The organism is Alistipes ihumii AP11 (genome assembly GCF_025144665.1).
GTDB classification, from domain to species: Bacteria; Bacteroidota; Bacteroidia; order Bacteroidales; family Rikenellaceae; genus Alistipes_A; species Alistipes_A ihumii.
This window is the reverse complement of sequence record NZ_CP102294.1, coordinates 1,977,440-2,002,661: the sequence shown is the minus strand read 5'-3', so window position 1 is coordinate 2,002,661 and position 25,222 is coordinate 1,977,440. Positions and strand designations below refer to the sequence as shown.

The following is a 25,222-nucleotide window of genomic DNA, read 5'->3' as shown; positions in this document are numbered from 1 at the left end:
CGAACTACATCATGCCGCCCATTCCGCCCATGCCCTGCGGCATGGCTGCAGGAGCCTCGGCTTCCTTCTTGTTGACCAGCACGCACTCGGTGGTCAGGAACATCGCGGCGATCGAGGCGGCATTCTCCAGCGCCACGCGGGCCACCTTCGTCGGGTCGATGATACCGGCCTTGAACATATCCTCGTACTTGTCCGCGCGAGCGTTATAGCCGTAAGCGCCCTTGCCGTTCTTGACATTGGCCACTACGACCGAGCCCTCGCCGCCGGCGTTCGATACGATCTGGCGCAACGGCTCCTCGATCGCGCGCTTGACGATCTGAATGCCGGTCGTCTCATCCTCGTTTTCGCCTTTGAGCTTTTCGAGGGCCTCCACGGCACGGATGTAGGCTACGCCGCCGCCCGGGATGATACCTTCCTCAACGGCAGCGCGCGTTGCGGCCAGCGCGTCGTCCACGCGGTCTTTCTTCTCTTTCATCTCCACCTCGCTGGCTGCGCCGACGTACAGCACGGCTACGCCGCCCGCGAGCTTGGCCAGACGCTCGGCCAGCTTCTCCTTGTCATAGTCCGACGTCGAGATTTCCATCTGCTTGCGGATCTGAGCGACGCGGTCGGCAATGGCTTTCTTGTCGCCCGTGCCGTTCACGATGGTCGTGTTTTCCTTGTTGACGATCACCTTCTCGGCCGAGCCCAGCATGTCGAGCGTAGCCTGATCCAGACGGATACCCTTCTCTTCCGAGATAACCGTACCGCCCGTCAGAATGGCGATATCCTCGAGCATCTCCTTGCGGCGGTCGCCGAAGCCCGGAGCCTTGACGGCCGCGATCTTCAGCGTGCCGCGCAGCTTGTTCACGACCAGAGCGGCCAGCGCCTCTCCGTCGACATCCTCGGCGATGATCACCAACGCGCGCCCGTTCTGTGCGGCGGGTTCCAACACGCCCATGATTTCTTTCATCGTCGAAACCTTCTTGTCCGTGATCAGGATCAACGGCTTCTCCATGACGGCCTCCATTTTCTCGGAATCGGTCATGAAGTAGGGCGATATGTATCCCCGGTCGAACTGCATGCCCTCGACCACGTCCACATGCGTCTCCGTTCCCTTAGCCTCCTCGACGGTGATGACGCCTTCCTTGTTGACTTTGCCCATCGCCTCGGCGATCAGTTTGCCGATCGCGTTGTCGTTGTTGGCCGAGATCGTGCCGACCTGCTCGATCTTGTTGATGTCGCCGCCGACTTCCTGACTCTGCTTACGCAGATTCTCCACGACGACGGCTACGGCCTTGTCGATGCCGCGCTTCAGGTCCATCGGGTTTGCGCCGGCAGTCACGTTCTTAACGCCTACGCCCACGATAGCCTGTGCCAGCACCGTAGCGGTCGTCGTACCGTCTCCGGCGTCGTCGGCCGTCTTCGAGGCCACTTCCTTGACCATCTGGGCGCCCATATTGGCGATCGGGTCTTCCAGCTCGATCTCCTTGGCTACGGTTACACCGTCCTTGGTCACTTGCGGCGCACCGAACTTCTTGTCGATAACGACGTTGCGGCCTTTCGGGCCGAGGGTGACCTTCACTGCGTTAGCCAGCGCGTCGACGCCTTCCTTGAGCAACTCGCGGGCTTCGGTATTGTATTTAATCTCTTTTGCCATGATTGTTTTCGTTTAAGAATTAGACGTTCGGTTCGATAGTCGGGGGATTGACTCCCGGGCCCATTAGATAATGGCGAGGATATCGCCCTGCTTCATGATCAGGTAGTCCTTGCCGTCGATCGTGATCTCCGTGCCGGCGTACTTGCCGTACAGTACTTGGTCGCCCACCTTGACTTCCATTTTCACGTCGTTCGTACCGGGGCCTGCGGCGATCACCTTGCCGGCCAGCGGTTTCTCCTTGGCCGTATCGGGGATGAACAATCCTCCGGCCGTCTTCTCTTCGGCCGGATTGGGCTCGATCAGAACTCTGTCTGCTAACGGTTTAACGTTCATAGCTTTATACGTTTTTAAGTGATTGATATTTGGTTCGCTTGTTTCGCGCATCCCCGGCCTTCCGCCGGGCACGGCGGGAAAATCTGCATATAATATGCCAAAGGAAATTTGTCACACTTTCGGCTGAAAAAACTGACAAATAAGGCGATTTCATGTCAGTTCCCGTGCCAGTTTGTCACTCGGCGCGCGCACGGGCCGGCTATCAGCGCTTCGTTCGCTTCTTCGAGATCGCTCGCCGATCGAACCCGCTCTTGCCGCCCCAGCCGCTTCCTTTTTTGGCGACGGCGCCCGTGCCCCAGCTGATCGCGTCCCATTCGATAGACTCGACGGACGGCTCTTTCCTGCCACGAGAGGCTGTCCGTTCCGTTTTCCCGGCAGGACGGACTTCGCGGCGGCCGCCCGTATTCCGGCCCGCGCCTTTGTTTCCGGCAGGCCGATCGTGCCGAAAATCTTTCTGCGGCGCGCTTTCCTTGGCCAACCGGGCGATCGGCCGTCCGCCCCGGTGAATGTCGTTCAGCCTGCGGATCGCCTCGCGGGCCTCCGAGAACGGAACCGATACGAACGAATAGCTCTCCAGCACCCGCAGATCGCCGATCTTGCCGTCGGGCAGCCCGCACTCGCGCCGCAGAAGCTCGGCCAGCTTGCGGGCATCGTATCCGTCCGCCCTGCCGACCGCCAGAAACAGCCGGGCGGTGCCCTTCCGGTCGACGTTGATCGAGCGGATCTCGGGATAGCGGCTCTCGTCGAGCTCGTTATCGAAAGCCAGTTGCAGCAGCGAAGCCAGCGCGACTTCGGGCGCAAGACCGGAAAGCATCTCGGCGGCCATTTCCCGGTACTTTTCGTACGATCCGTTCTCGATGATTTCCGCCAGATCGTCCTTGATCCTCGTCTTCTTGATCTCGATCACGTCCTGAGCGGAGGGCAGGCTCTCCTTTTTGATCTGCGCCTTGATGTCGCGCCTGAGGTAGCCGAACTGGCGGAATTCGGCGGGCGAAATGAACGTGACCGCGGTTCCCGTATTGCCCGCGCGGCCGGTCCGGCCGATCCGATGGACGTACGACTCGGTGTCCTGCGGCAACGAGTAGTTGATTACGTGGGTCAGGTTGTTGATGTCGATCCCGCGCGCCGCCACGTCGGTAGCCACCAGAATATTGGCCAGCTTTTTCTTGAACTTGCGGAGGATTTTCTCCCTCTGTCCCTGCGAAACGTCGCCGTGCAGCCCCTCGGCCGCGTACCCTCTTTCGGTCAACCGGTTCACCAGCTCGTCGACGCCCACCTTGGTGCGGCTGAAAACGATGCCGTAAAACTCGGGTTCCGTGTCGATGATGCGCGTCAGCGCGTCGAACTTGTCGCTGTCGCGCACTTCGAAATAAATCTGGTCGGTCAGCTCGGTCGTCATCTCCTGCGAGGGAACCCGGAGCAGTTCGCTGTCGCGCATGTACTTTTTCGACAGCGAGATGATCCGTTCGGGCATCGTGGCCGAAAAGAGCAGAATGCGTCGCCGGTCGTTCGCATGGGAGAGGATTTCCTCGATATCCTCGATGAAGCCCATGTTCAGCATTTCGTCGGCCTCGTCGAGGATCAGGTACTGGAGTTCCCGGATGTCAAGCGTTCCCCGGTGCAAGTGGTCGAGTATCCGGCCCGGCGTTCCGACGACCACGTCGACGCCCTTGGACAGTCTGCGGAGCTGCTCGCTCATCGAAGCGCCGCCGTAGATGGCCGAGATCGACAGCTTGCTGCGGCCGTTCAGCGACAGCAGTTCTTCGGTCACTTGCAGCGCCAGCTCGCGCGTAGGAACCAGGATCAGGGCCTGAGTCGCGCCCTTGAGCGGACGGAGCCGTTCGAGAATCGGCAGGCCGAACGCGGCGGTCTTGCCGGTCCCGGTCTGGGCCTGCGCGATGATGTCGTTCGTCTTTTCGGTGTCGAGCAGCGCGGGAATCGTCAGCCTCTGTATGGGCGACGGGGTCTCGAAGCCTTTCGAGCGAATCGCCTCGAGCGTCCGGTCGGTCAGCCCGAGGGCGCTGAATTCTTCTGTTTGAGTCATGTGTGAATGGATTGGTGTTCGAATATGACCGACGTGTAAAAGCCGAGGTCTTCGGCGCCGGAACGGCGAATTGCCCGATACAAGTGACAAATCATAAATCGGTGCAAATATACGCCAAATAAATAGAATAACGTGCCGGCCGCCCGTTTTTCGGCTTCCCCTCCGGCGAGCTGTGCCGGACACGGTCCGGGAATATGCTCCGCAGAGCGATTGCCGAGGCCCGGCGCGTCATTTTTCAGGAAACCCGGACCGATCGGAATCGGCGCGTCGGAAACCGCTCCGGCTAACAATACGGAGAAGCCGCGCCCGATGCTTCCTGTCTCCCGTCAGACAAACGGGACAGGGTTTCTTTACCGGAATTTTCCCATGTCGTGCGTCCGACCGAAACCCTCACGCGATCGGACAGACGAAGACGGAACCGGCCGAGCAGCATGCCGACCGTTTGGACGAACCGCTATTTTTGATTATTCTTGTTCCCGAATGGCTCGCCGGGCGCACGGTTCGTACAGGAGCTTTCCGGGCTATGACCACGACAGGGCTCTTTCCTGCGGACGTCCGGGCGAGCGGGAACGATGGAAGAGGACGCTCTCCCCGTCCGGACAACATCAATGACCGAACATATGGAAAACGACAAGGAAGAACGAAAATGGAAGGTGCTCCGAAGCGAGTACCTGTTCCGACGCCCATGGCTGACGGTGCGACGCGAGCGGATCGGCCTGCCCGGAGGAAGCGAGATTCCCGAATATTACGTGTTGGAATACCCCGATTGGGTCAATACGATCGCCCGCACATGCACGGGAGAATTCGTTTTCGTGCGTCAGTACCGGCGGGGGCTCGACCGGACTTGCTTCGAGCTGTGCGCCGGCGTGCGCGATCCTCAAGACGCGACGCCCGAGGCGGCGGCCCGCCGGGAACTGCTGGAGGAGACAGGATTCGGCGGAGGACAATGGAGCGAGCTGATGGTCGTGTCGGCCAATCCGTCGACGCAGACAAACCTGACGCACTGTTTCGTAGCGACGGACGTCGAGCGGATTTCGGAACAGCACCTCGAATCGACGGAGGACCTGACGGTTCATCTGCTGACGCCGGAACAGGTGCGCGACCTGCTGCTCGGCGACCGGATCAAGCAAGCGCTTCACGCCGCGCCCCTATGGCGCTACTTCGCCGAGAATCGCCTGCTGTAAAGGCCGGTCAGAGACATAGATTCCGTCATGCCGACGACAGGGACGGGCGGCACGATGACCGATACCGACCGGCAAGAAACGGACGGCTCGCCGCAACCGGTATTTCTGCAAAACCGGTCCTGCACACGGACAAACCTTCCGGCAAGGAATATCGAGATGAGGCTAATCGCTTTTGCGGCGATTGAGCCATGCGTTTGTTAGCCGCGCTTTTTTCTTTCTGCGCGGCTCCACTCCGATGTATCGGCCGAATGCCCCGCAAGTCCTTCTGAAAAAGGCGGTGATCCGGACCGTTCCCGGCCAAGCTCCCGGGAACGAAACGTCCTTTCGGCTCAAGAACGGGCCGCAGCCTGCTCGCCGTCGTCAGTCCGTTACCGTTTCTCCCATGTACGGTCTTTTTTCAGCCGAAGCCGCCGAAAATTTTGCATTAAACAAAAAGTGTATTAAATTTGCACGCTGTCTGAAAAGACGCAAACTCCATACGGTGGATGTAGCTCAGTTGGTTAGAGCGTCGGATTGTGGTTCCGAAAGTCGTGGGTTCGAGCCCCATCTTCCACCCTTGAGGCCTCGACAAAGAGGCCGCAAAAGAGAGAAAGTTCCTTATGTATCAATGATATGTGAGGATTTTTTCTTTTTAGGCCGCTGAGGGAAAAAGCAATGAAAAGCAGTCTCGCGCGACCTTATCCGCAGCCTCTCGGCCGCGAACAGAAAAAGCCGGGCTCAGCGCTCGGCAACAATCGCAGAAGCGACAGGCATTGACCGGCGGCTGCTTTTACCCGCTTTGCGGCACACGCAGGAGATAGGCTATCGGGTTACTCTCGGGCTACATTTCCCGATAGGATTCCCACAGTAAAGAGACGATGCCGATTCGAACAACCCGGAGTAGCCTGTGATCCGTCGCAGTTCCTCTTTGGTAATGGCCCTTTTACGAGTAGCCGTCCAAAGCCGACCTGTTTTGAACTTTACGAACGGATTGACTTTCGGCGCAAAGAGTTCTTCCGCCAGCGCCTTGTTGTAAATCGGCGTGAAACACGCTGAATTTTGTTGCAATGCTATTGTCCGTATTCCCTGCTTTACGCAAGAAAAATTCGAAATCCTGCAAATAAGCGAACTCGATCTCTTCAAAACGGATATTCGGCGAACGAAACTGCGACAATCTGGTCAACAGAGACTGATGTTTGGAGACGGAACCATATTTGCCTGACTCCTTAAGCCGTCGGATCGTTTGTCGAAGATATTCACCTACCGTACAATTGAATTTACGTCCGTTCGTTTCGAGCAGATTATCCAGCGTAACTTCTACTTCCAACGCTTCGAGACGCCTCATCCTGCGACGGTAATCCTCTACTTTGCTGTCGATTTGAAACTGGATGGACTGCATTTCAGGCGAATCCGACCTAATACACTGATTTTCAAAATCCCAATCATCAATACGGACTGCAACTCCCGTACTGATATAACGGACCTTGCGATTTTTGGTAAAACGGATGAAGACGGGAGCCCTGCGATCTTTCGTGACACGATCTTTGCGGCAAATAACTTGCATATTGATTTTCATTGCTTTAAGCTATTCGCAGAATGTCGAACGCCTGATCGTTTCACCTCGTTTGTGGTAAAACATTTGGTAAAACAAAAGTCCCGAAAATGCCCGTTTAGGCAGGACAATCCCCGATTCTTCGGCATAGGCACAAAAAAAGGCGACCGATAATCGCCTGATTACCAGTCGCCTTGAAGTGGTCCCCGTGGGACTCGAACCCACGCCCCCAACATTAAGAGTGTCGTGCTCCCAAAGCCTCAAAAGGCTTCGCCTTTCGACGCAACCAACTGAGCTATAGAACCATTGCGGTAAAGATTATTCAAGCTATTTAGCCGCCTTTCCCCGTTATGTAACACACTATGTACAACACGTATCACATTAAAACTATCTGCTGATTAGACAATTAAGTTATTTTGGCTATTTTTTACTTGTCTTAGGAAAAAGCGCCTCAAAAAGAAAGCCCCGACCTGTTACCAAGTCGAGGCAAATCCTATTCTAATAATTTCAAATACGTCTCCTTAAAATCTCCTAACGGCAATCTCCGAATATAGTAACTTCCGTCCTTGACTCAGAAATTCAGTAGTATCTGGTCGTGACTCAAAAAGCAGTAGAACAGATCGACCGATAAACCGCCTTTAGAATCGAGTCGCGAATCCATACTGAATCCGACCGAATTGTCTATCTTATCCAGCGATCATTCGATTCGGATTCGGGGATCGGTCTTTCCCTTGTTCGCAAATCCGATCCGTATATCCTTACTCGCATCGGCAAAATCGGGTAGCATAAACAGGAACGAAATCGGTTTCTCCCTGCTGTCGGGTTTTACCATATAGACCTCATACCGTTCTTTGTCCGAATAATGGATTTTCGTTCTCATCAATTTAAACCCCTCGCACGTTCCGATCTGTCAATGGACGGGGGATGTTGTCTTTTTCTCTTTCATTTTGTACAAAATTTAGTCGGTTAATTACTTGTTATCACCATAAAGATAATAAAATCAAGCGATTAAATCAAATGAAATTCGATAAATTCGGAGTGACGGATTTTCGGGAGAAGTAGTTTTACAGGCTGTACAATAACGTCACCGAGTTATCGGAATAAAAAGGACAAACTTGTGCTGAGGGTCTAAACAGATCCCCCCTTGCACAAGTCTGTCCCTGTTCAATTATGATAAAATATGAAATTATTCGCTGAACTCTGTAATAGTCCCATTTTTCCAATAGTCAGCTTTTCGATATACATCAGCACATCCAATAGGTACTTGAATTTTTATTTTATCTGGAAATGTCCGATCATAACATATTGGTGGAATTTTCGTTCCTATTTTCAATAATAAATTATAATAATAATTACCATGAGTAAATGCATATTGCCCCAACGTTCTAATTTCCGTACAAGCAGAAGCATCCACAATCTCCAGACCACAGTTAGAAAATGCACCGTAATATCCCGAACCGTCACCATATCCACTTTCAATTGTTATCAGTTTCGATCCCGTTTCAAAAGTGACTGTTTTCAACGCTGTGCATCCTTTAAAAGCTGCTGATTTGATGGTGTGGACATTAGCTGGTATTTCTATGGATTTCAATGACTTGCAATTACTGAACACACCATCGAGATTACGTTCTCCTGCTTTTGTACCTTCAATTATTTGGAGCTTTGATCCTTTGTGAAAGATTATGGATTCTATTTGAGAATTAGCAAATGCCCTTTTCCCAATACGTTCTACACTCGCAGGAATCTCAATACTGGTCAATGGGGTATCTGAAAATGCATCTTCTCCGATTGTTCTCAATCGGGAACCTTCTTCAAATGTAACAGATGTTAAAGTTGAACTAGGCCAATCAAATGCATGATTTTCAATACTTTCTACGCTTGCAGGTATCTCAATTGCAATTAGGGGACATGCGTAAAAACATCTACTGATAGTTTTCAATTTTGATCCTTTTTCAAACATTACTCGTTTTAATTGTTTACACCCACTAAAAGCATTTTCATTAATGGATACAACATTAACAGGTATCGTTATTCTCCATAGATTAGTACAAGTCCCAAAAGCCCATCCATCAATCGAAGTCAACCCTGTAAAATATTTCAATTCATTAAATAGTTGAATATCTGTATTGTCTTTAAAAACAGTTTGAATTGTCTTCACTGCGGCAGCTTCCTCAATGGATAATTCATGATCTCCATCGGTATCCCAAAGCGCAACACATATTTTTTTCACATTTTCATCCTCAAACTGAATTATATTAGGATCCATGCTTTGTCCCGATTTCGGAATCGTAATAGTCGAGCCATTTGTTAGATTGAAATAAACATTATTCTCATCTTGCGTCACACTCTTAAAAATGTTATCACCATCTTTCCCGTCTTCTCCCGTCGCTTTACCTAATTGTACCCAACTGTCATCGTCATTATAAGACACAAACCAATAACCATTTTCAATCTTCAATTTCGGCGTAGCACCCGTTGCTCCTTCATTACCATCTATTCCTTGTGCTTGGATTTTATTATCAGAATCATCTGTCAACCACTTACCGTCCAATGTCCAATAATAAATACCGTCTGTATCTTTTTTAACACCAATGGCTGGTACGGTACCGTTATTTCCATCCTTACCGTTGTAGATCACAATTGGATTACTTTTTGCGAATTTGATTGTATAACCTACCACTTTGCCATCTTCCGTCAACGGGTCTACACTCGTAATATAATCGTTATCTTGAAGTGCCGTTACAATAGACTGTAAAGATGATAGATTAGTATTCACTTGATTGCACAACGTCTGCAAGGCTTCAAATGCAGACCACGTTGGCAACTTGATTTGATAACCGTTATTCAACGTAAAGATTACGTAATCGGGATTCGAGGTATAATCGACATCCTGAAACATCGAATCTCCATTTTGTCCATTTTCTCCTACTGCTTTGCCGACTGAAGTCCAAGACTCTCCCCCGTTATAAGACACATACCAATAATCGTGTTCGATTTTCAGTTTCGGCGTAATTCCATTAATCCCTTTCAACGACTCCAGCCATTCTTCCAATGTACCTGTATATCCCTTCTCTACCGCTAACTCGTAAGCTGATTTTCCGTCATTCCCATCATTTCCATTAGAGCCTTTGAGAGATTCCAGCCACTCATCTAAAGTTCCATTATATCCTTTTTCAACCGCTAACTCATAAGCCGACTTTCCGTTATCTCCATTCGTTCCATTTAAGGATGCAAGCCATTCTTCCAGCGTACCTTTATATCCCTTCTCTACCGCTAATTCATAAGCTGATTTCCCATCATCTCCATCATTTCCATTAGAGCCTTTAAGGGATGCCAGCCACTCGTCCAATGTCCCCGAATATCCCTTTTCGACGGCCAGATCATAGGCTGACTTGCCGTTAGTTCCGTCCATTCCCTGCGCTTTGATTCTGTTGTCCTGATCGTCGGTCAGCCATTCCCCGTTCAATGTCCAGTAATAGATACCTCCGTCTTGTTTAACTCCGATTTGAGGCGTTGTGCCATCTGTCCCTTTACTTCCATGATAAACGGTAATAGGATCGTTTATGGCGAAAGAAATAACATAACCGATAGTTCGACCGTTTTCAACGGCTGGAGACACGGATGTAATGTAATCATTACTCTGTAAGGCCGTAACAATAGACTGCAATGATGAAATATTCGTATTCATCTGCTTGCACAGTTCCTCCAGTTTCTCCACTCGGTTTTCGAGATCGTTCAGATCGTTCCGCAATCCGCTGTCGTCGTATTCCTCGCTACAACCGAATAAGATCGTTGCGATTACGAACAATATAAAAATCTTTTTCATGATTAGTTATTTAAAAAATTAGCATAAAATATTCTCCGAATTTGTAATTTTAAACTGTTGATTTCTTTCTGGGATAAGAACTGCTTATAACCGATCTTCTCTACTAAAACAACCCATAAGATTTTGAAATAGAAATCTTGTTGTTCATCAGATTGTTCATAGGTATCTATATCTCCGCATATAGGTTGTTTCCCGCTCTTCTCTTGTTCAATAATCAGTTTTGCAAGAAGTTCGATAATCTTTTCTTTCGTGAGTTCCGAAGGAGGATAGTCTCCTGCTTGAATTTTGTCCAAAAGCAACTGTTTGCTTTCTTTCAAAAAAGTGTTTTCGTCAAACTCTTTTTGAATTAAATCAAATCGTGACATAAATCATAACATCATGCCTCCGACTCCTCTGCGGCGGATTAGTAATAAAAAGAAAGTGTGGAGTCAATTAGTTTATCTGAACGGAGGCTCTGGTAAGCCCAAACACAAATAAACAATACCCCACACTTGCTGTATATATCAGGACGATATATTACAATGCAAGCAATGAGTGTTATCGTTATCCTTGTGTTTTGAAATTTACCAGATTTCCGTTCAAGGATAAAAGCTAAACACTTTCATCAAAATATGTCCGTTGGTTGCCCAACGACACAAAGATAGAAAATGTTTTTCACACTCAATCGGGGTATTGTGTAACAAATTTCCGAGAAAATCAGTTGAAAATCAATATTGAATGCAAACTATGTTATGCTCAGCTTGGGATATTCTATTTTTAAGCCAGCGATTCCGCTATTTCGGTTATCACTCCGTCCATATAAACCGCCTGTCCCGAACATTGCCTGCCCCACCAATAACAACCGTACTGCTCGATCACGATTTCGCCTTGTTCCTTCAACCGTTCGGCCAGCCATCTCGTAACAAGCCACCATTCCATCACTTCCCACCATTCCCCATATAAGGATTCATCGGGAATCGCTCCCGCGTCGATCAGGCGCTCGATGATCTCGTTTTGTTCGTGTAATACATGGCATTTTACCAATTCCCTCTCCGTAAGCATAGCCTTTAAATGTTAATCTGTTAAACAAAAAAGGGAGCCGTCCCTGCTTGAACGACTCCCGATTCGATGGCGTGCGGGTTAGACACCCAAACCATAGCTATTTTTCTCTGTCTTAGGCTTCTGTCTGCCGATTTTTGCGGCAGGTTAGATAATCGGTCTAAGGCCCGACTGCTCGGTTTCCCATCTTGATATGGGGAGGGGGGATAAAACAGGAGTACGTTACCGCATGGAAGATATGTTCAGAAGGACAAACATAGACGAGGGGGTTGTTTTAAGACCCCCTGTCGATGTCTGTCCGAGCGGTATGTTATGGGAGTTCTTCTTATAAGACCGCTATTCTCCGACTCGGGTTTTCAAATCCATACTGCCGTGCAAGATTCGGATTACTTCGATTTCATTCGGAGCGGCGATCCTGTAAAAGACGATGTGTTTACCCGCCCGCAATCCGTACACTCCCTCGGCCATCTCGGCGTAATGCCGTCCTGCCAAAGGATGCTCCGCAATATTCCGACAACATTCGATCAACATGCGGTAATAACGGTCGGCCTGCTTCTGCGACCATGTTTCGAGCGTATAATGCCAAATGTCCGATAAATCCTCTACGGCCTTACGGGTAAAACGATACTCAGCCATTGTTCCGTGCCGCCTTTAAGGATGCCAGATGCTCCGTCGGATCGAAATCCACCGCCACGCCGCTGTCCAAACCCTCCTGAATCGCATTTTTCAATACGGCGATCCGATGCTCTTCTTCCTCCAACAACCGCAAACCCGCCCGAATCACCTCGCTGGCGTTTTTGTACCGTCCCTGTGTGATCTTGTTCTCTACGAAAGCCTCGAAGTAGCTTCCCAGAGAGACCGATGTATTTCTTCTCATAATACCCGATGTTTGCTCAAAGTTACCAATAATTGGTATAAATGCAAATTCCGAGCGGTTATTTTATCTTACCCTGACAAATTTATCCCTCACGATCATGATACAGGCCGTATTCTTCCCATCGATTCGTTTGGTCGTGGGCTTGGTCTCGTATCAGTTGTTTAAGTCGGTAGCTTTCGCCTTGCGGGGTATCCCCAACTCATCGTATATCTCCTGCAATTCCGATTTGATTCTGGCAACGGGTATGGCTTTTTGCAGGGGGAGCGTTTCATGGATGAGTTCCACAATCCGATAATCCTTTGCCCTGCTCATACGCTTGATGATCTCACGCCTGATATTGGATTGATGATATTTCATTCGCCGCACCTCGTCCCGTCCGAGTATGTCGTAGGAATTTTTAACGAGCGGATTGATGCCCTCGATTATCTCCAGCCTGTAATCGGGAACGAGCGAATAGCCGACTGGCTCGTCCTTAATGGCGCAATACGTTTCGAACAGTTTATCGAAACTCACTCTCCTTTGGGACAGTAGCCGTATGCTCTGAGGCGCGGTATAATCCTCGTCGTTCGTAACCGTCGCACCGCCTTTCTCCAGCTCCTGAATGACGTTGTATTTGGATGAATAGATGCCGTTCACGACTTTATAGTTGACTATATCGAAATTCGCCATATTTCGGTCTATCTTCAATTCGTTCCCCGCAACCTGAATATAGGGCTCGTTCATATAGGGAAGTTGCCTTATCAATTTGGCTTTGAAGCGGTCGGGCAAGCCGTTCAAGGAGCGTGCTATTTCCTCCGCTTCGGCGAGCGTCTTGTATGTGGCCCGTTCAAATTCTTCGAGGCTTACGTCCGTATAGCGGGTGGTGGAATAGAAATATACGATCTCATCGTTGTAATTCGATTTGCGGATGCGTCCGCATATCTGAAAAAAGGTGGTCGCAATATCGAGCAGCGTATGATCTTTCTGAGCATTGCTCACAATGAAACTCCGACCGTTCGGGTCGATAATATCCTGCCCCTCGAAACAGGTCGAGGTGTAGAAGCTGATGGTTTTGAGTTCGTCCAATGCTTTGGAGATTCCGAAACCCTCGGGCAACTTGCCGAGATTCTTACGGAGCGTTTCCTCGTTTTGGGAACAGATTACCCGCGTATTCTCTGGGGTTAGCTCGGCCGTGCGGATTATGCTCGCTATATCCTCCACGCTGTTAAGGAAAATGTGATAATTGCATTCTCCGCCGCTTGCAATCCTGTTTCTGCATATTCCCGCCATGTAAGCGAGCGGTTTGTCTACCTTGTGAGAACGGATATTGACGGGCTTTGCATGAGGTCATTCGATCCGATATTCGGGTAAGCGTTTCAGTTCTTCCAGATAATATTTGCGCTCGATGGGAGTCGCTGAGATATACGTTACCCTGTCGAAGTGCGGGGCGGTATCCAACAGCTTTCGCACTCCTTCGTATCGGTAATCGTATGCGTTGAACAGTACGTGTCATTCGTCCACGAGCAAATGAGCGTCTTTATAAGCATCGAAACCGTAACGGGCGAGGGTATCGGCAACTTTCCGCAATGAATCGAAAGTGGTCGCTATCTTTACGGTATCGTGGCTCTTTAAGTATTGCTCGATTTCATATTCTTTGCCGCCTCTGCCGTATATGCCTAACAACGTATCGCGATATTGGGCCGTTTTGTTATCTATCAAGCCTGTAAACGGCATGGCGATCAGGGTGTGGCCTTTCTGCTCAATGCCTAATGTGGTTGCCCCGCAACCCGTGATGCCTTTCGACAATACGCAGTTGGCGGGTATCTCTGTCATTCAGGGTTTACCTGTCTTGGGGTCTATGGCTCCTAAGTATTCTATTCCTGTCGGAGCCTTAACGATTTTACTTTCCATTTCGAATTGATTTTTAAATACGAGCAACTAAATGCTATCTCCGATTTCATCTATGAAAATTGAGTGGGCAACTCTCTCTATTAAAGGGACTGGATTTTCTTACTCAAAAAATCTGTCGGTCGAGCGCACAAGAAAGGGGAACGCTTCTCGGCTTCCCCCTGCGGATCGTCGGACTCGGAAACGGGCGGTTTCCATTTTTCGAACGCTTATCAAAGATACGGATTATCTGGGAGATAAACAAAGCGAAGATCTGTTTTTATGGGATTCGGGCGTTTACGGGCAGGATGTGTGCATACCGCCTTTAGATGCACTGGGATCGGGTGTGCGAGGCATTCAAGGAATGGAAATCGGCGCGTATCGGCATGGTTGACGGTCAGACGGAGACGTGTTCGTATGGAGTCGGCGTCGGTTTACTGGGATTCGGGATGCGATTACAGAACGATATGCGGTCGATAGGTACATATAACAGGATGAAACTCGGTTTCCCATGATGGAATACACCCGAATACAGGGGTTATTGTTCTGTTTATAACCTGAATCGTTGTTTTCAGGTAATTTCAGAACTGGAATCATGCGTTCATTGTTCCGAATTGTATCGGAAACCTTGTTTCAGGTATCAAACAGAACAAAATACAGCAAACACCGTCCTGTTGTTCAGTTTGATATTGTCGCTATTTTGGACTAAATTTGAGTGACGGATATTATTAAGATGGAATGCGGCCTTCCCACAAACATGAATGATCCGAGAATGGAGTATGCGCTAGAACTCGCGTATAGGATCGATGTCGAAATCGACGAAAATGATTGCGGCTTTTTGGGTACATGGATAAACATCTTTCTCAGCAGACTGCGACAGAATGTTATCGATCCGCCGTTTACGTGGGAGGCTTTTTGCGACAATACGGATATTATCGGCACTATTAAAGGGTATGGGATGGATGTCGAGAAGTTTTGGTTTGTGTTGCTCTTTATCTACGATATGACGATCGACCACACGACCAATGTGGCGGACCGTAGCAAAAACTATTACGAGCTGCTTATCGAAACCAGAGATTACATCGATGAACACCCCAATGCATACATTTACATATCGGACGACAGGGAGTTGAGAAAAAAGAATCGTCTGGAAATATCCACTCCTTGGATGCTGTATACAATCCGCAAACGTCTGGACGAGGAAATCAAGAGGATAGAGAAAGACGAGTTCTTAAAGCTGGGGGTATTCCCCTATATGGAAAAGGGATATGATATTCAGCTCCCGCCGACCTTGCAGATGTACTATATGGCCCAAAAATTCAAAACGCTGTTCGAGGTGCTGAATCTGCCTGAAAAACGGGCCAGATATACGAGAGATACCACCGATCCCGTATCTTACAACAAACTGTTGTTGATCTCCCGCCTGCTTTATTTCTGCAAATTCACCAAAAACACCGCCTTTGTCGTGGACGATTCCTCGATCAAGGGGATTATCCAGCAATACAAAGGTTACAGACGTTGCTATACTTCCAAAATCTACGTTTGACAGAAGGGGGGAGTAATTTGCCGACTTTTTTACTCTCGGATATAGCTTCGCTTTCGCCTCATCTTTGCCGTGTCGAAGGGAAAGACCCGAAGATACTGCCGCTTCAATGGCATGAACGGTCAGGATGAATTTAAGCTATCCCCCAAGGAGGGATTAATCCCAAGATGAAACGTTCGAATATTTTTGCCGTGATGACTCGCGCCCGCCGCATGTTCGCCCGCCAGTTGATCGTTACCCAAAATCTCGACACCAAGATCGCCTGTATTCAGGAGGTGGCCAACGGAGTGTATGCCGATCCGCAACGGGTCTGGTACGATCTGCTCACCGAAGCGAAACGGCTGACGAACCTGATCGACTTCAACGAGTATTGTCGAGCCCTGCGACTGAATCCCGCACACGTGGCCCAGCACATCGTGTTCGAGGGTAGCGGCGTCGTCAACAAGGTCATGCGCTACGGAGTCGAGCAGGTAATCGGAGAACGAATCAGAATGTTCGAAAAACCGCTGTACGACCAGACGAAGATTAAGGGACTGATCGCGGTACGATCGCAGATAGAGGATGCGGAGCCCGTCGCCTTCTCCATGCCGTCGCCCGAAAAGGAGTCGAACGAAGCGGCTTAATACTCTGCTTAAAAACAAAAAAGGGGGATGCTCGCCGTGACGAGTACCCCCCTTTTTCTTATTCATAGCAAGTGCTTCATCGCTTCGTCGATCTGCGAGTTCTCGAACGAATCCAGATAGATTTGAGTTGTGGCAAGGTCGGAATGACCGAGGGATTCAGAGATGATCGCAATGTTCACTCCCGAACGCTTGAGTACGGTCGCATACGTGTGTCTCGCAACGTAGGTGGTCAGATGCGTTTCGATACCTGCTAATTTTGCCAACTCGCCCAACTCCCGATTGATTTTGGCCGTAACTTTATGAAGTCTGTTGTACTGTTGCAAATCGGTCATGTGCATAGCCTTATTAAGAATCGGAAAGATATAATCGGTTTCCGAATGGTCGGGCCTGCTGTATTTGGCGATGATTGCAGAAGCGAGAGGCATTAACTGGCAACTGATATTTTTGCCCGTTTTGCGACGTGTGTAGTAGATACGCCCGTTACGGATGTTGCGGTACTCCAATCGGGCTATATCTCCGATATTGATTCCTGCTGTAAAGTAGGTAAACAGAAATATATCCCTTGCCAGAATCAAATAAGGCGATGCCGATTCGGGCAGTCCGAAATCTATGATCCGTCGCAGTTCCTCTTTGGTAATGGCCCTTTTACGAGTAGCCGTCCAAAGCCGACCTACTTTGAACTTTACGAACGGATTGACTTTCGGCGCAAAGAGTTCTTCCGCCAGCGCCTTGTTGTAAATCGCCTTGAACACGCTGAATTTGGTGGCGATACTGTTATCCTTGTTGCCTCGTTTACGCAGGAACAGTTCAAGATCGTTCAGATACACCAAATCAATCTCTTCCAACCGTATATCGGCGTTGCGGAATTGACCGATCAGAGAAAATACGGTTTTGACCTTCGAGGCCGAATTGTATTTACCGAGCGATTCGAGACGGGCGATCTCACGTTCGAAACAATCCGAAACGGTGCATTTAATCCTTCTGCCTTTCGATTCGAACAGGGTTTCCAGCGTAACGGGAATCTCAAGAATTTCCAATTTCCGTATTTTCCGTTCGTACTCTCGAAGAACAGCTTCGATTCGTTGCTGTAAAATAGCGGATTCGGGGCATGATTGCCGAATCATTTGCTGTTGCTTGTCCCAATGATCGGGAAGTACGGAAATCCCCAAGCTGACAAACTTACTCTTACGTTCGTGGGTAAACCGAATGAACAAAGGCGAACACCCGTTTTTATAAACGATGTCGCCTTTCTGCACAACTCTGATATTCATAATTTTGCATGAATACGCAGATTGTCGTTTCGAGTGATTCTATGTAACACATTATGTAACACACAGGGCCCTCAAAATGCCTTCTGAGGCAGGATGATTCCCGATCCTTCGGCATGGGCACAAAACAAAGGCGACCGATAATCGCTTGATTACCAGTCGCCTTGAAGTGGTCCCCGTGGGGCTCGAACCCACGACCCCAACATTAAGAGTGTCGTGCTCTACCAACTGAGCTAGAGAACCATTGCTGAATGCGAGTGCAAAGATAAATCGAAAATTTTATTTATGCAATATTTTTCGGCAAAAGTCCGCTTTTCTCTGTCCGGATAGAACAAAATCGTCCCGTTCTATTCGTATTCCCCGCTCTTGAGCCGGTTCACTTCCATCGGCGAGAGGAAGCGCCAGCCACCGCGCTTGAGTTTCTTCTTCGTCAGTCCGGCGAAATAGACCCGGTCGAGCTTCTGGACCGAGTAGCCGAGCGACTCGAAAATACGGCGCACGATCCGGTTGCGGCCGGAATGTATCTCGATGCCCACTTCCTTGCGGTTTTCGCTGACATAGCTGATCTCATCGGCATGAATCTCCCCGTCTTCGAGCGTGATTCCCTCGGCTATCTTGGTCATATCGGCCTGTGCCAGCGGCTTGTCGAGAGTCACCTGATAGACTTTCTGCTTATTGTAGCTCGGGTGCGTCAGCTTGCGGGTCAACTCGCCGTCATTGGTGATGAGCAGCACACCCACGCTGTTCTTGTCGAGCCGTCCGACCGGATAGACCCGCTCGGCGACAGCACCTTTCAGCAAATCCATGACGGTCTTGTCGGCATGCGGGTCGTCGAGCGAAGTAACGAAGCCCTTGGGTTTGTTCATCACGATATAGACTTTTTTCTCCCCTTTGATGACCGACCCGTTGAAACGCACCTCGTCGTCCGGATTGACTTTCGATCCCAGTTCGGTCACGATCTGTCCGTTGACAGCCACCAGACCGGCCGTAATCAGGTCGTCGGCCTCGCGGCGCGAACAGATACCCGAGTTGGCGATAAAACGGTTCAGACGAATCGCCCCCGCCGGCTTCGGAGCGTCGAATCTCGGGTAGCTGCTCGTCCGGCCGTCACGGTACGAATGTCCTGCTCCCTGCTTTTTCGTTCCGTAGCGCTTGTCGCCGCGCGAATCGCGGGATCCGTCCCGGGACGGACGCCGGTCTTCCTTGCCGCGACGATTGTCCCGGCTCCACGGCTTGGCCGCGGTCTGCGGACGGTCGCCGTGCGGGAAAGAACGGGAGTCGGCGTCGAACGGCTTGCGCGGGCCCTGCGGCCGGTCATCCCGGTCGTACCGGTTGTAAGAGCGTTCCTTGGGCGCGTCCTCCCGATTCCACGACCGTTCCTCGCGGTCGAACCGACGATAGGATTTTTCTCGCGGGAATTCGTCGCGCCGGCGATTGTCCCTCGTGAAGTTCGGATTGAAAGAGCGCCGCTTCTCGCCGTCGCCGGACGGACCGTCGAAACCGGACCTTACGTCCCGCGAGGGCCGACTGATTCGCGGACGCTTGTCCCTGACAAAAGGCGACGGTTCCCCATCGCGGTCGAAACTTCTCGAATCGTCTCGACGGGAGTAGTTTCCGAAGCGGTCGCCGCGGCGGTCCTCGCCGGGAAAGCCCTTCTTTTTTTTCGGATCGAATGTGCTCATGGATCGGTATGCGCTAAGTTTACTCGTGTATCCGCGCCGAGGCTTTTCCGCCGCCGGCGTGCGGCCTGCAAATCGGTTCAAAGGTATGGCTTATTTTTTACAATTTGCCATATATTTGCAATCTATTTGATTGCATATGAAATACAATTTCGACGAGGAAATATGCCGGGAAGGCACTTCTTGCGAAAAATTCGACCTGCGGGACGAGATTTTCGGCCGGGACGACGTCATTCCGCTCTGGGTCGCCGATATGGACTTCGCCGCACCGCCCGAGGTCACGGAAGCGATACGCAAGCGGGCGGAACATCCCGTTCTGGGCTATTCCTACCGGTCGGACGCCTATTGGAACGCCATCATCGGCTGGGTCGAACGGCACGGAGGCTGGAAGCTGCGCCGCGAGTGGCTCGACTTCACGCCGGGGGTCGTATCGGGGATCGTTTTCGCGCTCAGGGCATTCACATCGGAAGGAGACGGAGTCGTAATCCAGCCGCCGGTGTATCATCCGTTCGCGCGGCAGACCCGTCTCAACGGACGGCGCGTTCTCGAAAATCCGCTGATACAAGCGGCGGACGGACGGTTCGTCGTCGACTTCGACGATCTGGACCGCCAGTTGTCCGGAGCGAAAGCGTTGCTGATGTCGAATCCGCACAATCCGACCGGGCGCGTCTTCACCCGGGAAGAACTGACGCGCATCGGCGAACTGTGCGTGAAGCACGACGTACTGATCCTCTCCGACGAAATCCATTCCGACCTGATATACGACCCGCACCGGCATCTGCATATCGCCGCGCTCGACGAGCGGTTCGCGCGCCGGACGGTCACGTTCATCGCGCCGAGCAAGACATTCAACATGGCCGGGCTCTCTACGTCGGTCGTCATCGTGCCGGACGACTCGCTCCGCCGGCGTCTGCAGACCGAGCTGGCCAAGCTGCATGCCGATCAGGGCAACCTATTCGGAGCCGTTGCGCTGGAAGCGGCTTACAGTCGGTGCGACGAGTGGCTCGAGCAACTGATCGACTATCTGGACGGAAACGTGAACTACGTGCTCGACTTTTTGCGCGACCGCATGCCTTCCGTTCGTGCGGTCCGGCCCGAAGGCACCTACCTGATGTGGCTCGATTTTCGGGAATGGCCCATGACCCACGAGCAGACGTACCGCCTGCTGATCGACCGGGCAGGACTCGGTGTCAACGAGGGATCGATGTTCGGCGAGCAGGGACGCGGCTGGATGCGTTTCAACATCGCCTCTCCCCGCCGGGTAATCGAACGGGCCATGGACCGGCTCTACCGCGCCGCAGCCGCAGAAGGGCTGGCCGGTCCGGCCATTCGGAACCGATAGGACATCGCACGCGCGGATATTTCCTCCGCCGTGCCGGGACAGGAAGCGCCGGAGCGTACCGGCAGTAAAAGAATCGGGAGCGATGCGATAGGCGGTTGCATCGCTCCCGTGCTAATTTGTTGGGAGGGGAATAATATTTGATTGTTTGCTTTTATAATTTATAACTTGGCATTTTTCGCTTCAGGTTTGTACGTTTCATTCGATCGTCATTCCTTTTGAAACAAACATAACGGAGATTTCAGCTCATTGCAAGAGGACAAAGATTTTCCGGAGGGCATATTTACAAAAACACACCGCTGATTATCAAATTATTGCAAGGCAGCCCCAAAAGCGCCACAGGGAACAGGAGGACAAGCTCTTTTTATTTAACGAATTAATTTACAACGAATTGGCATCATCCTGGCCTGGTTGCTCGCCGACTTGCATCATCCATCGGGCGAAAGCGTGTAAAAAAAATTGTTTTTCCTTGCTTTTTTAATGTTTATCCTTCCCAAATGAACCGAAAATGAAACTTTCCCGGACTTTCCGAAACGAAAAAAGCCGGCTCTGATGAGCCGGCTTTCTCGACGGAACCGGTTTCGACGCGTTATTTCGGCCCCGACTTTTTGATATCCTTGATACGCAACTGCGGCGTAACCGTCCCCCGATAGTGATTCTCGACGACCGTATAGCAGACGTCGATTCCCCGACCCGAGCGGACATGCTCGTACAAGGCCGGCTGCTGGAAAGCGATGGCCGGAATCAGCGTATTGGGCTTCTGTCCCTGAATCAGGTCCATTTTCAGATGCTCCCGCTCGGCTCCCACCAGCCGGGCGTCGCCGCGATTGCTGACGCCGCGCGTGACGAACACCGGCGAGTTGTTGCCCGGGCCGAACGGCTGGAAGCGGTTCAGCGTCGAGCGGAACTGCGGCGTGATATCGCTGAACAGCAGCTCGGAGTCGATCTCGACCTGCGGAATCAGCATCTGGGGATCGATGTGCCGTTCGACGTATTCGTTGAAGCGGCGCGTGAACTCGTCCACGTTCTCCGGCCGCATCGTGAGCCCGGCCGCATAAATGTGACCTCCGAAATTCTCCAGCAGGTCCGAGCACGACTCGACGGCCTGATAGAGATCGAACCCCGGCACGCTCCGCGCCGATCCCGTCACGAAGCCGTTGCTCATCGTCAGCACGACGGTCGGACGGTAATAGGTCTCGATCAGGCGCGACGCGACGATCCCGACGATGCCTTTCATCCATTTCGGATTGTAGATCACGGTGCTCTTGCGGGCCTTCATCTCCGGATTGCGCTCGATCAGCTCGTGCGCCTGCTGCGTGATCGAACGGTCGATGTTCTTGCGGTCCTGATTGCACGTATCGATGAAAGCGCCGTATTCGGAGGCTACCTCCTCGTCGCGCGCGACCATCAGATAGACGGCCGAATGCCCGCCGGACGGGGCGGCGTTCTCGTCGTCGGAGTCGACCTCCATGCGCCCTGCGGCGTTGATGCGAGGCCCGATCTTGAATACGATGTCGTCGATCGTGATCTGGTGCTTGTCGAGCCCGCAGATCTTGATGATCGACAGAAGTCCCTTGCCGGGCTTCTCGTTCAGCCGCTTGAGGCCGTAATGGGCCAGAATCCTGTTCTCCCCGACCAGAGGGACGATGTCCGACGCGATGCTGACAACCACCAGATCAAGCAGGCACTCCACCTCCGAGAAAGGCAAACCCTTGTACTGACAGTACCCCTGCAACATCTTGAACCCCACTCCGCAGCCGGAAAGTTCCTTGAACGGATACCCGCAATCGACCCGCTTGGGATCGAGCACGGCCACCGCGTCGGGAATGGTATCTCCGGGCAGATGATGATCGCAGACGATAAAGTCGATTCCCTTGGACTTGGCATAAGCCACCTTTTCCGTCGCCTTGATCCCGCAATCGAGCGCGATGATCAGCTTGACCCCCTTGCGCTGCGCATAGTCTATCGCCTTGATCGACACGCCGTACCCTTCGGTATAGCGGTCGGGGATGTAGAACAGCAGCGAAGGGTGGCCCTGCCGTCGCAGGAACGAATAGACGAGCGCCACCGCCGTCGTGCCGTCCACGTCGTAATCTCCGTAGACCATGACCGGCTCGCCGCGGCGTACCGCCTCGTCGACTCTGCGCACGGCCCGGTCCATATCCTTCATCAGGAACGGGTCATGCAGGTTCTCCAGTTTCGGATTAAAGAACTGCCATGCTTCCTCGTGTGTTTCGATGCCGCGCTGAACAAGTAGGTTGGCAAGCACCGGAGGAATACCCAGCGCGGCAGAGAGATTCTCTACCTTCGCAGGATCCCCTTGGGGCTTGATCACCCATCTTTTTTCTGCTGACATAACCTTTATTTATTTTAACGTCTTATTTTCCAAATCGTCCGGCCGCATGTCCGGCTCGGGCCGGGCTAATAGCTCACCCGGCAGCCGGCAAGCTCGCCGAAATGCGCGGCGAAGCGACGCGCCACCTCTTCCAACGACGGCTGCGCTCCCGTTTCTTTCTCGATCGAGGTAACCCCCTTGTCGACGAAGCCGCAAGGATTGATGTACGAGAAATAGCGCAGATCGGTCGTCACGTTCAGCGCGAACCCGTGCATCGTCACATAGCGCGAAGCCTTGACCCCGATAGCGCAGATCTTGCGCGCGCGCGGCGTGTCACCCTCGATCCAGACGCCGGTCGCCCCGTCGAGCCGCCCGGCCTCGATACCGTACTCGGCCACGGTCCGTATCACGCACTCCTCGACGGTCCAGACATACTCCTTGAGGCTCAGTCCGAGACGCTCGAGGTCCAGAATCGGATAGCCGACCAACTGACCGTATCCGTGATAGGTGATGTCCCCGCCCCGGTCGGTATGGAAGTAGCTCGCCCCGATCGAGCGCAGGAATTCGTCGCTTACGAGCATATTGGACTCGTGACCGCTCTTGCCGAGCGTGTAGACATGCGGATGTTCCACCATCAGCAGCGTCTGCCCGGCCCCGATGCCTGCCTTTTTCGCCTCGAGCAGCTCGTTGAACATGCGCTTCTGCATCTCCCACACGGCTCCGTACTCCGCTCGCCCGACATACCTGTAAGTAACGTTTTCCACGATCCGTTTATTTTGGGGTACGACAGCTTCTCATGGCCTTCTCGGCCATATAGGACGAGCGGACCATGGGTCCGCTCTCCACGTAGCGCAGTCCCCGCGCAAGGGCCTGCTCCTTATACCAAGCGAATTTCTCGGGGGTTACGTATTCGGCCACCGGCAAATGGCGCAGCGACGGCCGGAGATACTGTCCGATCGTCAGAATCTGCACGCCTGCCTCGACCAGATCGTCCACGGCTTCGAGCACCTCGCTGTCGGTTTCGCCGAGGCCGACCATCAGGCCGCTCTTGGCCGTCAGCCCCCGGCGGGCTATGTGAGCGAGCGTCCGCAAGCTCACCTCGTACTTGGCGCGCGAGCGCACCTGAGGCGTCAGCCTCCGCACCGTCTCGATGTTGTGCCCGAGAATGTCCGGACGCGCATCGGCAACCAGGTCGATCAGCTCCTCGCGCGCGTCGAAGTCGGGAATCAGCAGCTCGATCGTCGTATCGGGATTCAACTCCCGCACCGCGCGCACGGACTCGGCCCACAAGGCGGCTCCGCCGTCGGGCAGGTCATCGCGGTCCACCGACGTGACCACGCAGTGTTTCAGTCCCATAAGCGATATGGAACGGGCGAGCTTCCGCGGCTCGTCCGGATCGGGCGGTAACGGCTTCCCCGTAGCTGTCGCGCAGAACTTGCACGAGCGAGTACATATGTCGCCCAAGATCATGAAAGTAGCCGTGCGCCGACTCCAGCACTCGGCCTGGTTCGGGCAACGGCCGCTGCTGCAAATCGTATGGAGCCCGTGCTCCCGGACGATGCGGGCGACCTCGCCGAACTCTTCGCTCCGGTGGAGCTTGATCTTCAGCCAGTCGGGTTTTCTATGTCGCGTTACCTCATCATGGTAATCAGGCATTTGAGCGTTTTATTTACTTTCCAATTGCTACAAATGTAGCATTTTTTATTTTAAAATGGGAATAATCCGCCGGATTTATTGAGCGGTTCGGTCGGAGGAATGGCAGACGGCACATCGGGCAAGCGAATCCGCGTATTCCCCGCCCCGGACGACCGTCTCCGGTAAATGGCGGACCGCCCAAACAAGCGGACGGCCAAACGGAAACCAGTCGGACCGGACAAGAAGCAACGGTACGGAGATACACGCACTTAAGAAATGTCCCAACCAACGGAGGAGAAGACGGCCACCGCTTCCGAGACAAAACGAAACGTCCTCCGGCACTGGCCAAAGGACGTTTCGAGCCCGGTGATTCCGGCGCGGTTCGAACGCGCGACCCACAGCTTAGAAGGCTGTTGCTCTATCCAACTGAGCTACGGAACCGTAGCGACACGGCAAAATTAG

The 25,222-nt window shown here is 52.1% G+C and carries 20 protein-coding genes and 4 tRNA genes; 5 read left to right on the top strand and 19 right to left on the bottom strand.

Annotated elements, in window-relative coordinates; all coding sequences use genetic code 11:
- Window positions 1-4 precede the first annotated feature (4 nt).
- The 3 genes from groL to NQ491_RS08115 all read right to left on the bottom strand — a co-directional run bounded on the left by groL (window position 5) and on the right by NQ491_RS08115 (window position 4,016).
- Entirely contained in the window at window positions 5-1,639 is a 1,635-nt protein-coding gene (gene groL, locus NQ491_RS08125; RefSeq protein ID WP_019246678.1) for a chaperonin GroEL, read from the bottom strand.
- Window positions 1,640-1,702: 63 nt separating this feature from the next.
- Complete coding sequence (locus tag NQ491_RS08120) at window positions 1,703-1,972, bottom strand: co-chaperone GroES (RefSeq protein ID WP_019246679.1); 270 nt, start codon at window positions 1,970-1,972, stop codon at window positions 1,703-1,705.
- Between the two features lie 202 nt (window positions 1,973-2,174).
- A complete protein-coding gene (locus NQ491_RS08115; protein ID WP_019246680.1) occupies window positions 2,175-4,016 on the bottom strand; it encodes a DEAD/DEAH box helicase in 1,842 nt (613 codons plus the stop codon).
- A 620-nt stretch (window positions 4,017-4,636) separates the two neighbouring features.
- Between NQ491_RS08115 and NQ491_RS08110 the strand changes: the two genes are divergently transcribed.
- Together NQ491_RS08110 and NQ491_RS08105 are read left to right on the top strand one after the other, a co-directional pair.
- Window positions 4,637-5,200, top strand: coding sequence for an NUDIX hydrolase (locus NQ491_RS08110; RefSeq protein WP_019246682.1), 564 nt, complete (start codon window positions 4,637-4,639; stop codon window positions 5,198-5,200).
- Between the two features lie 480 nt (window positions 5,201-5,680).
- Window positions 5,681-5,756: transfer RNA gene (locus tag NQ491_RS08105), tRNA-His, on the top strand.
- 366 nt (window positions 5,757-6,122) lie between these two features.
- Here NQ491_RS08105 and NQ491_RS08100 read toward each other — a convergent pair.
- From NQ491_RS08100 to NQ491_RS08060, 9 genes are all read right to left on the bottom strand, one after another.
- A complete protein-coding gene (locus NQ491_RS08100) occupies window positions 6,123-6,755 on the bottom strand; it encodes a phage integrase SAM-like domain and Arm DNA-binding domain-containing protein (protein ID WP_051013005.1) in 633 nt (210 codons plus the stop codon).
- A 176-nt stretch (window positions 6,756-6,931) separates the two neighbouring features.
- A tRNA-Lys gene (locus tag NQ491_RS08095) sits at window positions 6,932-7,036 on the bottom strand.
- 881 nt (window positions 7,037-7,917) lie between these two features.
- The gene (locus NQ491_RS08090) at window positions 7,918-10,557 is read right to left on the bottom strand and encodes a PL29 family lyase N-terminal domain-containing protein (protein WP_019246684.1); all 2,640 of its coding nucleotides are present in this window, start codon (window positions 10,555-10,557) and stop codon (window positions 7,918-7,920) included.
- A 2-nt stretch (window positions 10,558-10,559) separates the two neighbouring features.
- On the bottom strand, window positions 10,560-10,922 hold the full coding sequence (locus NQ491_RS08085) for a hypothetical protein (RefSeq protein ID WP_019246685.1): 363 nt from the start codon (window positions 10,920-10,922) through the stop codon (window positions 10,560-10,562).
- A gap of 391 nt (window positions 10,923-11,313) precedes the next feature.
- A complete protein-coding gene (locus tag NQ491_RS08080) occupies window positions 11,314-11,598 on the bottom strand; it encodes a hypothetical protein (protein WP_019246686.1) in 285 nt (94 codons plus the stop codon).
- A 333-nt stretch (window positions 11,599-11,931) separates the two neighbouring features.
- The gene (locus NQ491_RS08075; protein ID WP_019246687.1) at window positions 11,932-12,231 is read right to left on the bottom strand and encodes a type II toxin-antitoxin system RelE/ParE family toxin; all 300 of its coding nucleotides are present in this window, start codon (window positions 12,229-12,231) and stop codon (window positions 11,932-11,934) included.
- On the bottom strand, window positions 12,224-12,472 hold the full coding sequence (locus NQ491_RS08070) for a type II toxin-antitoxin system ParD family antitoxin (RefSeq protein WP_019246688.1): 249 nt from the start codon (window positions 12,470-12,472) through the stop codon (window positions 12,224-12,226). Before NQ491_RS08070 ends, NQ491_RS08075 begins: the two co-directional genes overlap by 8 nt.
- A 153-nt stretch (window positions 12,473-12,625) precedes the next feature.
- Window positions 12,626-13,537: a hypothetical protein gene (locus NQ491_RS08065; protein WP_187119335.1), complete on the bottom strand. Its 912-nt coding sequence runs from the start codon at window positions 13,535-13,537 to the stop codon at window positions 12,626-12,628.
- A 423-nt stretch (window positions 13,538-13,960) separates the two neighbouring features.
- Window positions 13,961-14,284: a hypothetical protein gene (locus NQ491_RS08060; RefSeq protein WP_019246690.1), complete on the bottom strand. Its 324-nt coding sequence runs from the start codon at window positions 14,282-14,284 to the stop codon at window positions 13,961-13,963.
- Window positions 14,285-15,320: 1,036 nt separating this feature from the next.
- On the opposite strand from NQ491_RS08060, the gene NQ491_RS08055 reads away from it, so the two are divergent.
- Complete coding sequence (locus NQ491_RS08055; RefSeq protein WP_147524763.1) at window positions 15,321-15,884, top strand: hypothetical protein; 564 nt, start codon at window positions 15,321-15,323, stop codon at window positions 15,882-15,884.
- 164 nt (window positions 15,885-16,048) lie between these two features.
- Window positions 16,049-16,504: a hypothetical protein gene (locus NQ491_RS08050; RefSeq protein ID WP_147524764.1), complete on the top strand. Its 456-nt coding sequence runs from the start codon at window positions 16,049-16,051 to the stop codon at window positions 16,502-16,504.
- Window positions 16,505-16,566: 62 nt separating this feature from the next.
- On the opposite strand, the gene NQ491_RS08045 is transcribed toward NQ491_RS08050, so the two are convergent.
- The 3 genes from NQ491_RS08045 to NQ491_RS08035 form a co-directional block, all read right to left on the bottom strand.
- Entirely contained in the window at window positions 16,567-17,775 is a 1,209-nt protein-coding gene (locus tag NQ491_RS08045; RefSeq protein WP_019246693.1) for a site-specific integrase, read from the bottom strand.
- Between the two features lie 167 nt (window positions 17,776-17,942).
- Window positions 17,943-18,015: transfer RNA gene (locus NQ491_RS08040), tRNA-Lys, on the bottom strand.
- A gap of 104 nt (window positions 18,016-18,119) precedes the next feature.
- Window positions 18,120-19,454, bottom strand: a complete 1,335-nt coding sequence (locus NQ491_RS08035) for a pseudouridine synthase (protein ID WP_019246694.1) — start codon at window positions 19,452-19,454, stop codon at window positions 18,120-18,122.
- Between the two features lie 136 nt (window positions 19,455-19,590).
- On the opposite strand from NQ491_RS08035, the gene NQ491_RS08030 reads away from it, so the two are divergent.
- Window positions 19,591-20,793 (top strand): MalY/PatB family protein, encoded by a 1,203-nt coding sequence (locus NQ491_RS08030; protein WP_019246695.1) that lies wholly within the window; start codon window positions 19,591-19,593, stop codon window positions 20,791-20,793.
- Window positions 20,794-21,379: 586 nt separating this feature from the next.
- On the opposite strand, the gene recJ is transcribed toward NQ491_RS08030, so the two are convergent.
- The 4 genes from recJ to NQ491_RS08010 form a co-directional block, all read right to left on the bottom strand.
- A complete protein-coding gene (recJ, locus tag NQ491_RS08025; RefSeq protein WP_026089780.1) occupies window positions 21,380-23,146 on the bottom strand; it encodes a single-stranded-DNA-specific exonuclease RecJ in 1,767 nt (588 codons plus the stop codon).
- Between the two features lie 65 nt (window positions 23,147-23,211).
- Entirely contained in the window at window positions 23,212-23,832 is a 621-nt protein-coding gene (gene lipB / locus NQ491_RS08020; protein ID WP_019246697.1) for a lipoyl(octanoyl) transferase LipB, read from the bottom strand.
- Between the two features lie 64 nt (window positions 23,833-23,896).
- A complete protein-coding gene (gene lipA, locus NQ491_RS08015) occupies window positions 23,897-24,781 on the bottom strand; it encodes a lipoyl synthase (RefSeq protein WP_026089781.1) in 885 nt (294 codons plus the stop codon).
- 346 nt (window positions 24,782-25,127) lie between these two features.
- A tRNA-Arg gene (locus NQ491_RS08010) sits at window positions 25,128-25,201 on the bottom strand.
- Between the last annotated feature and the right edge of the window lie 21 nt (window positions 25,202-25,222).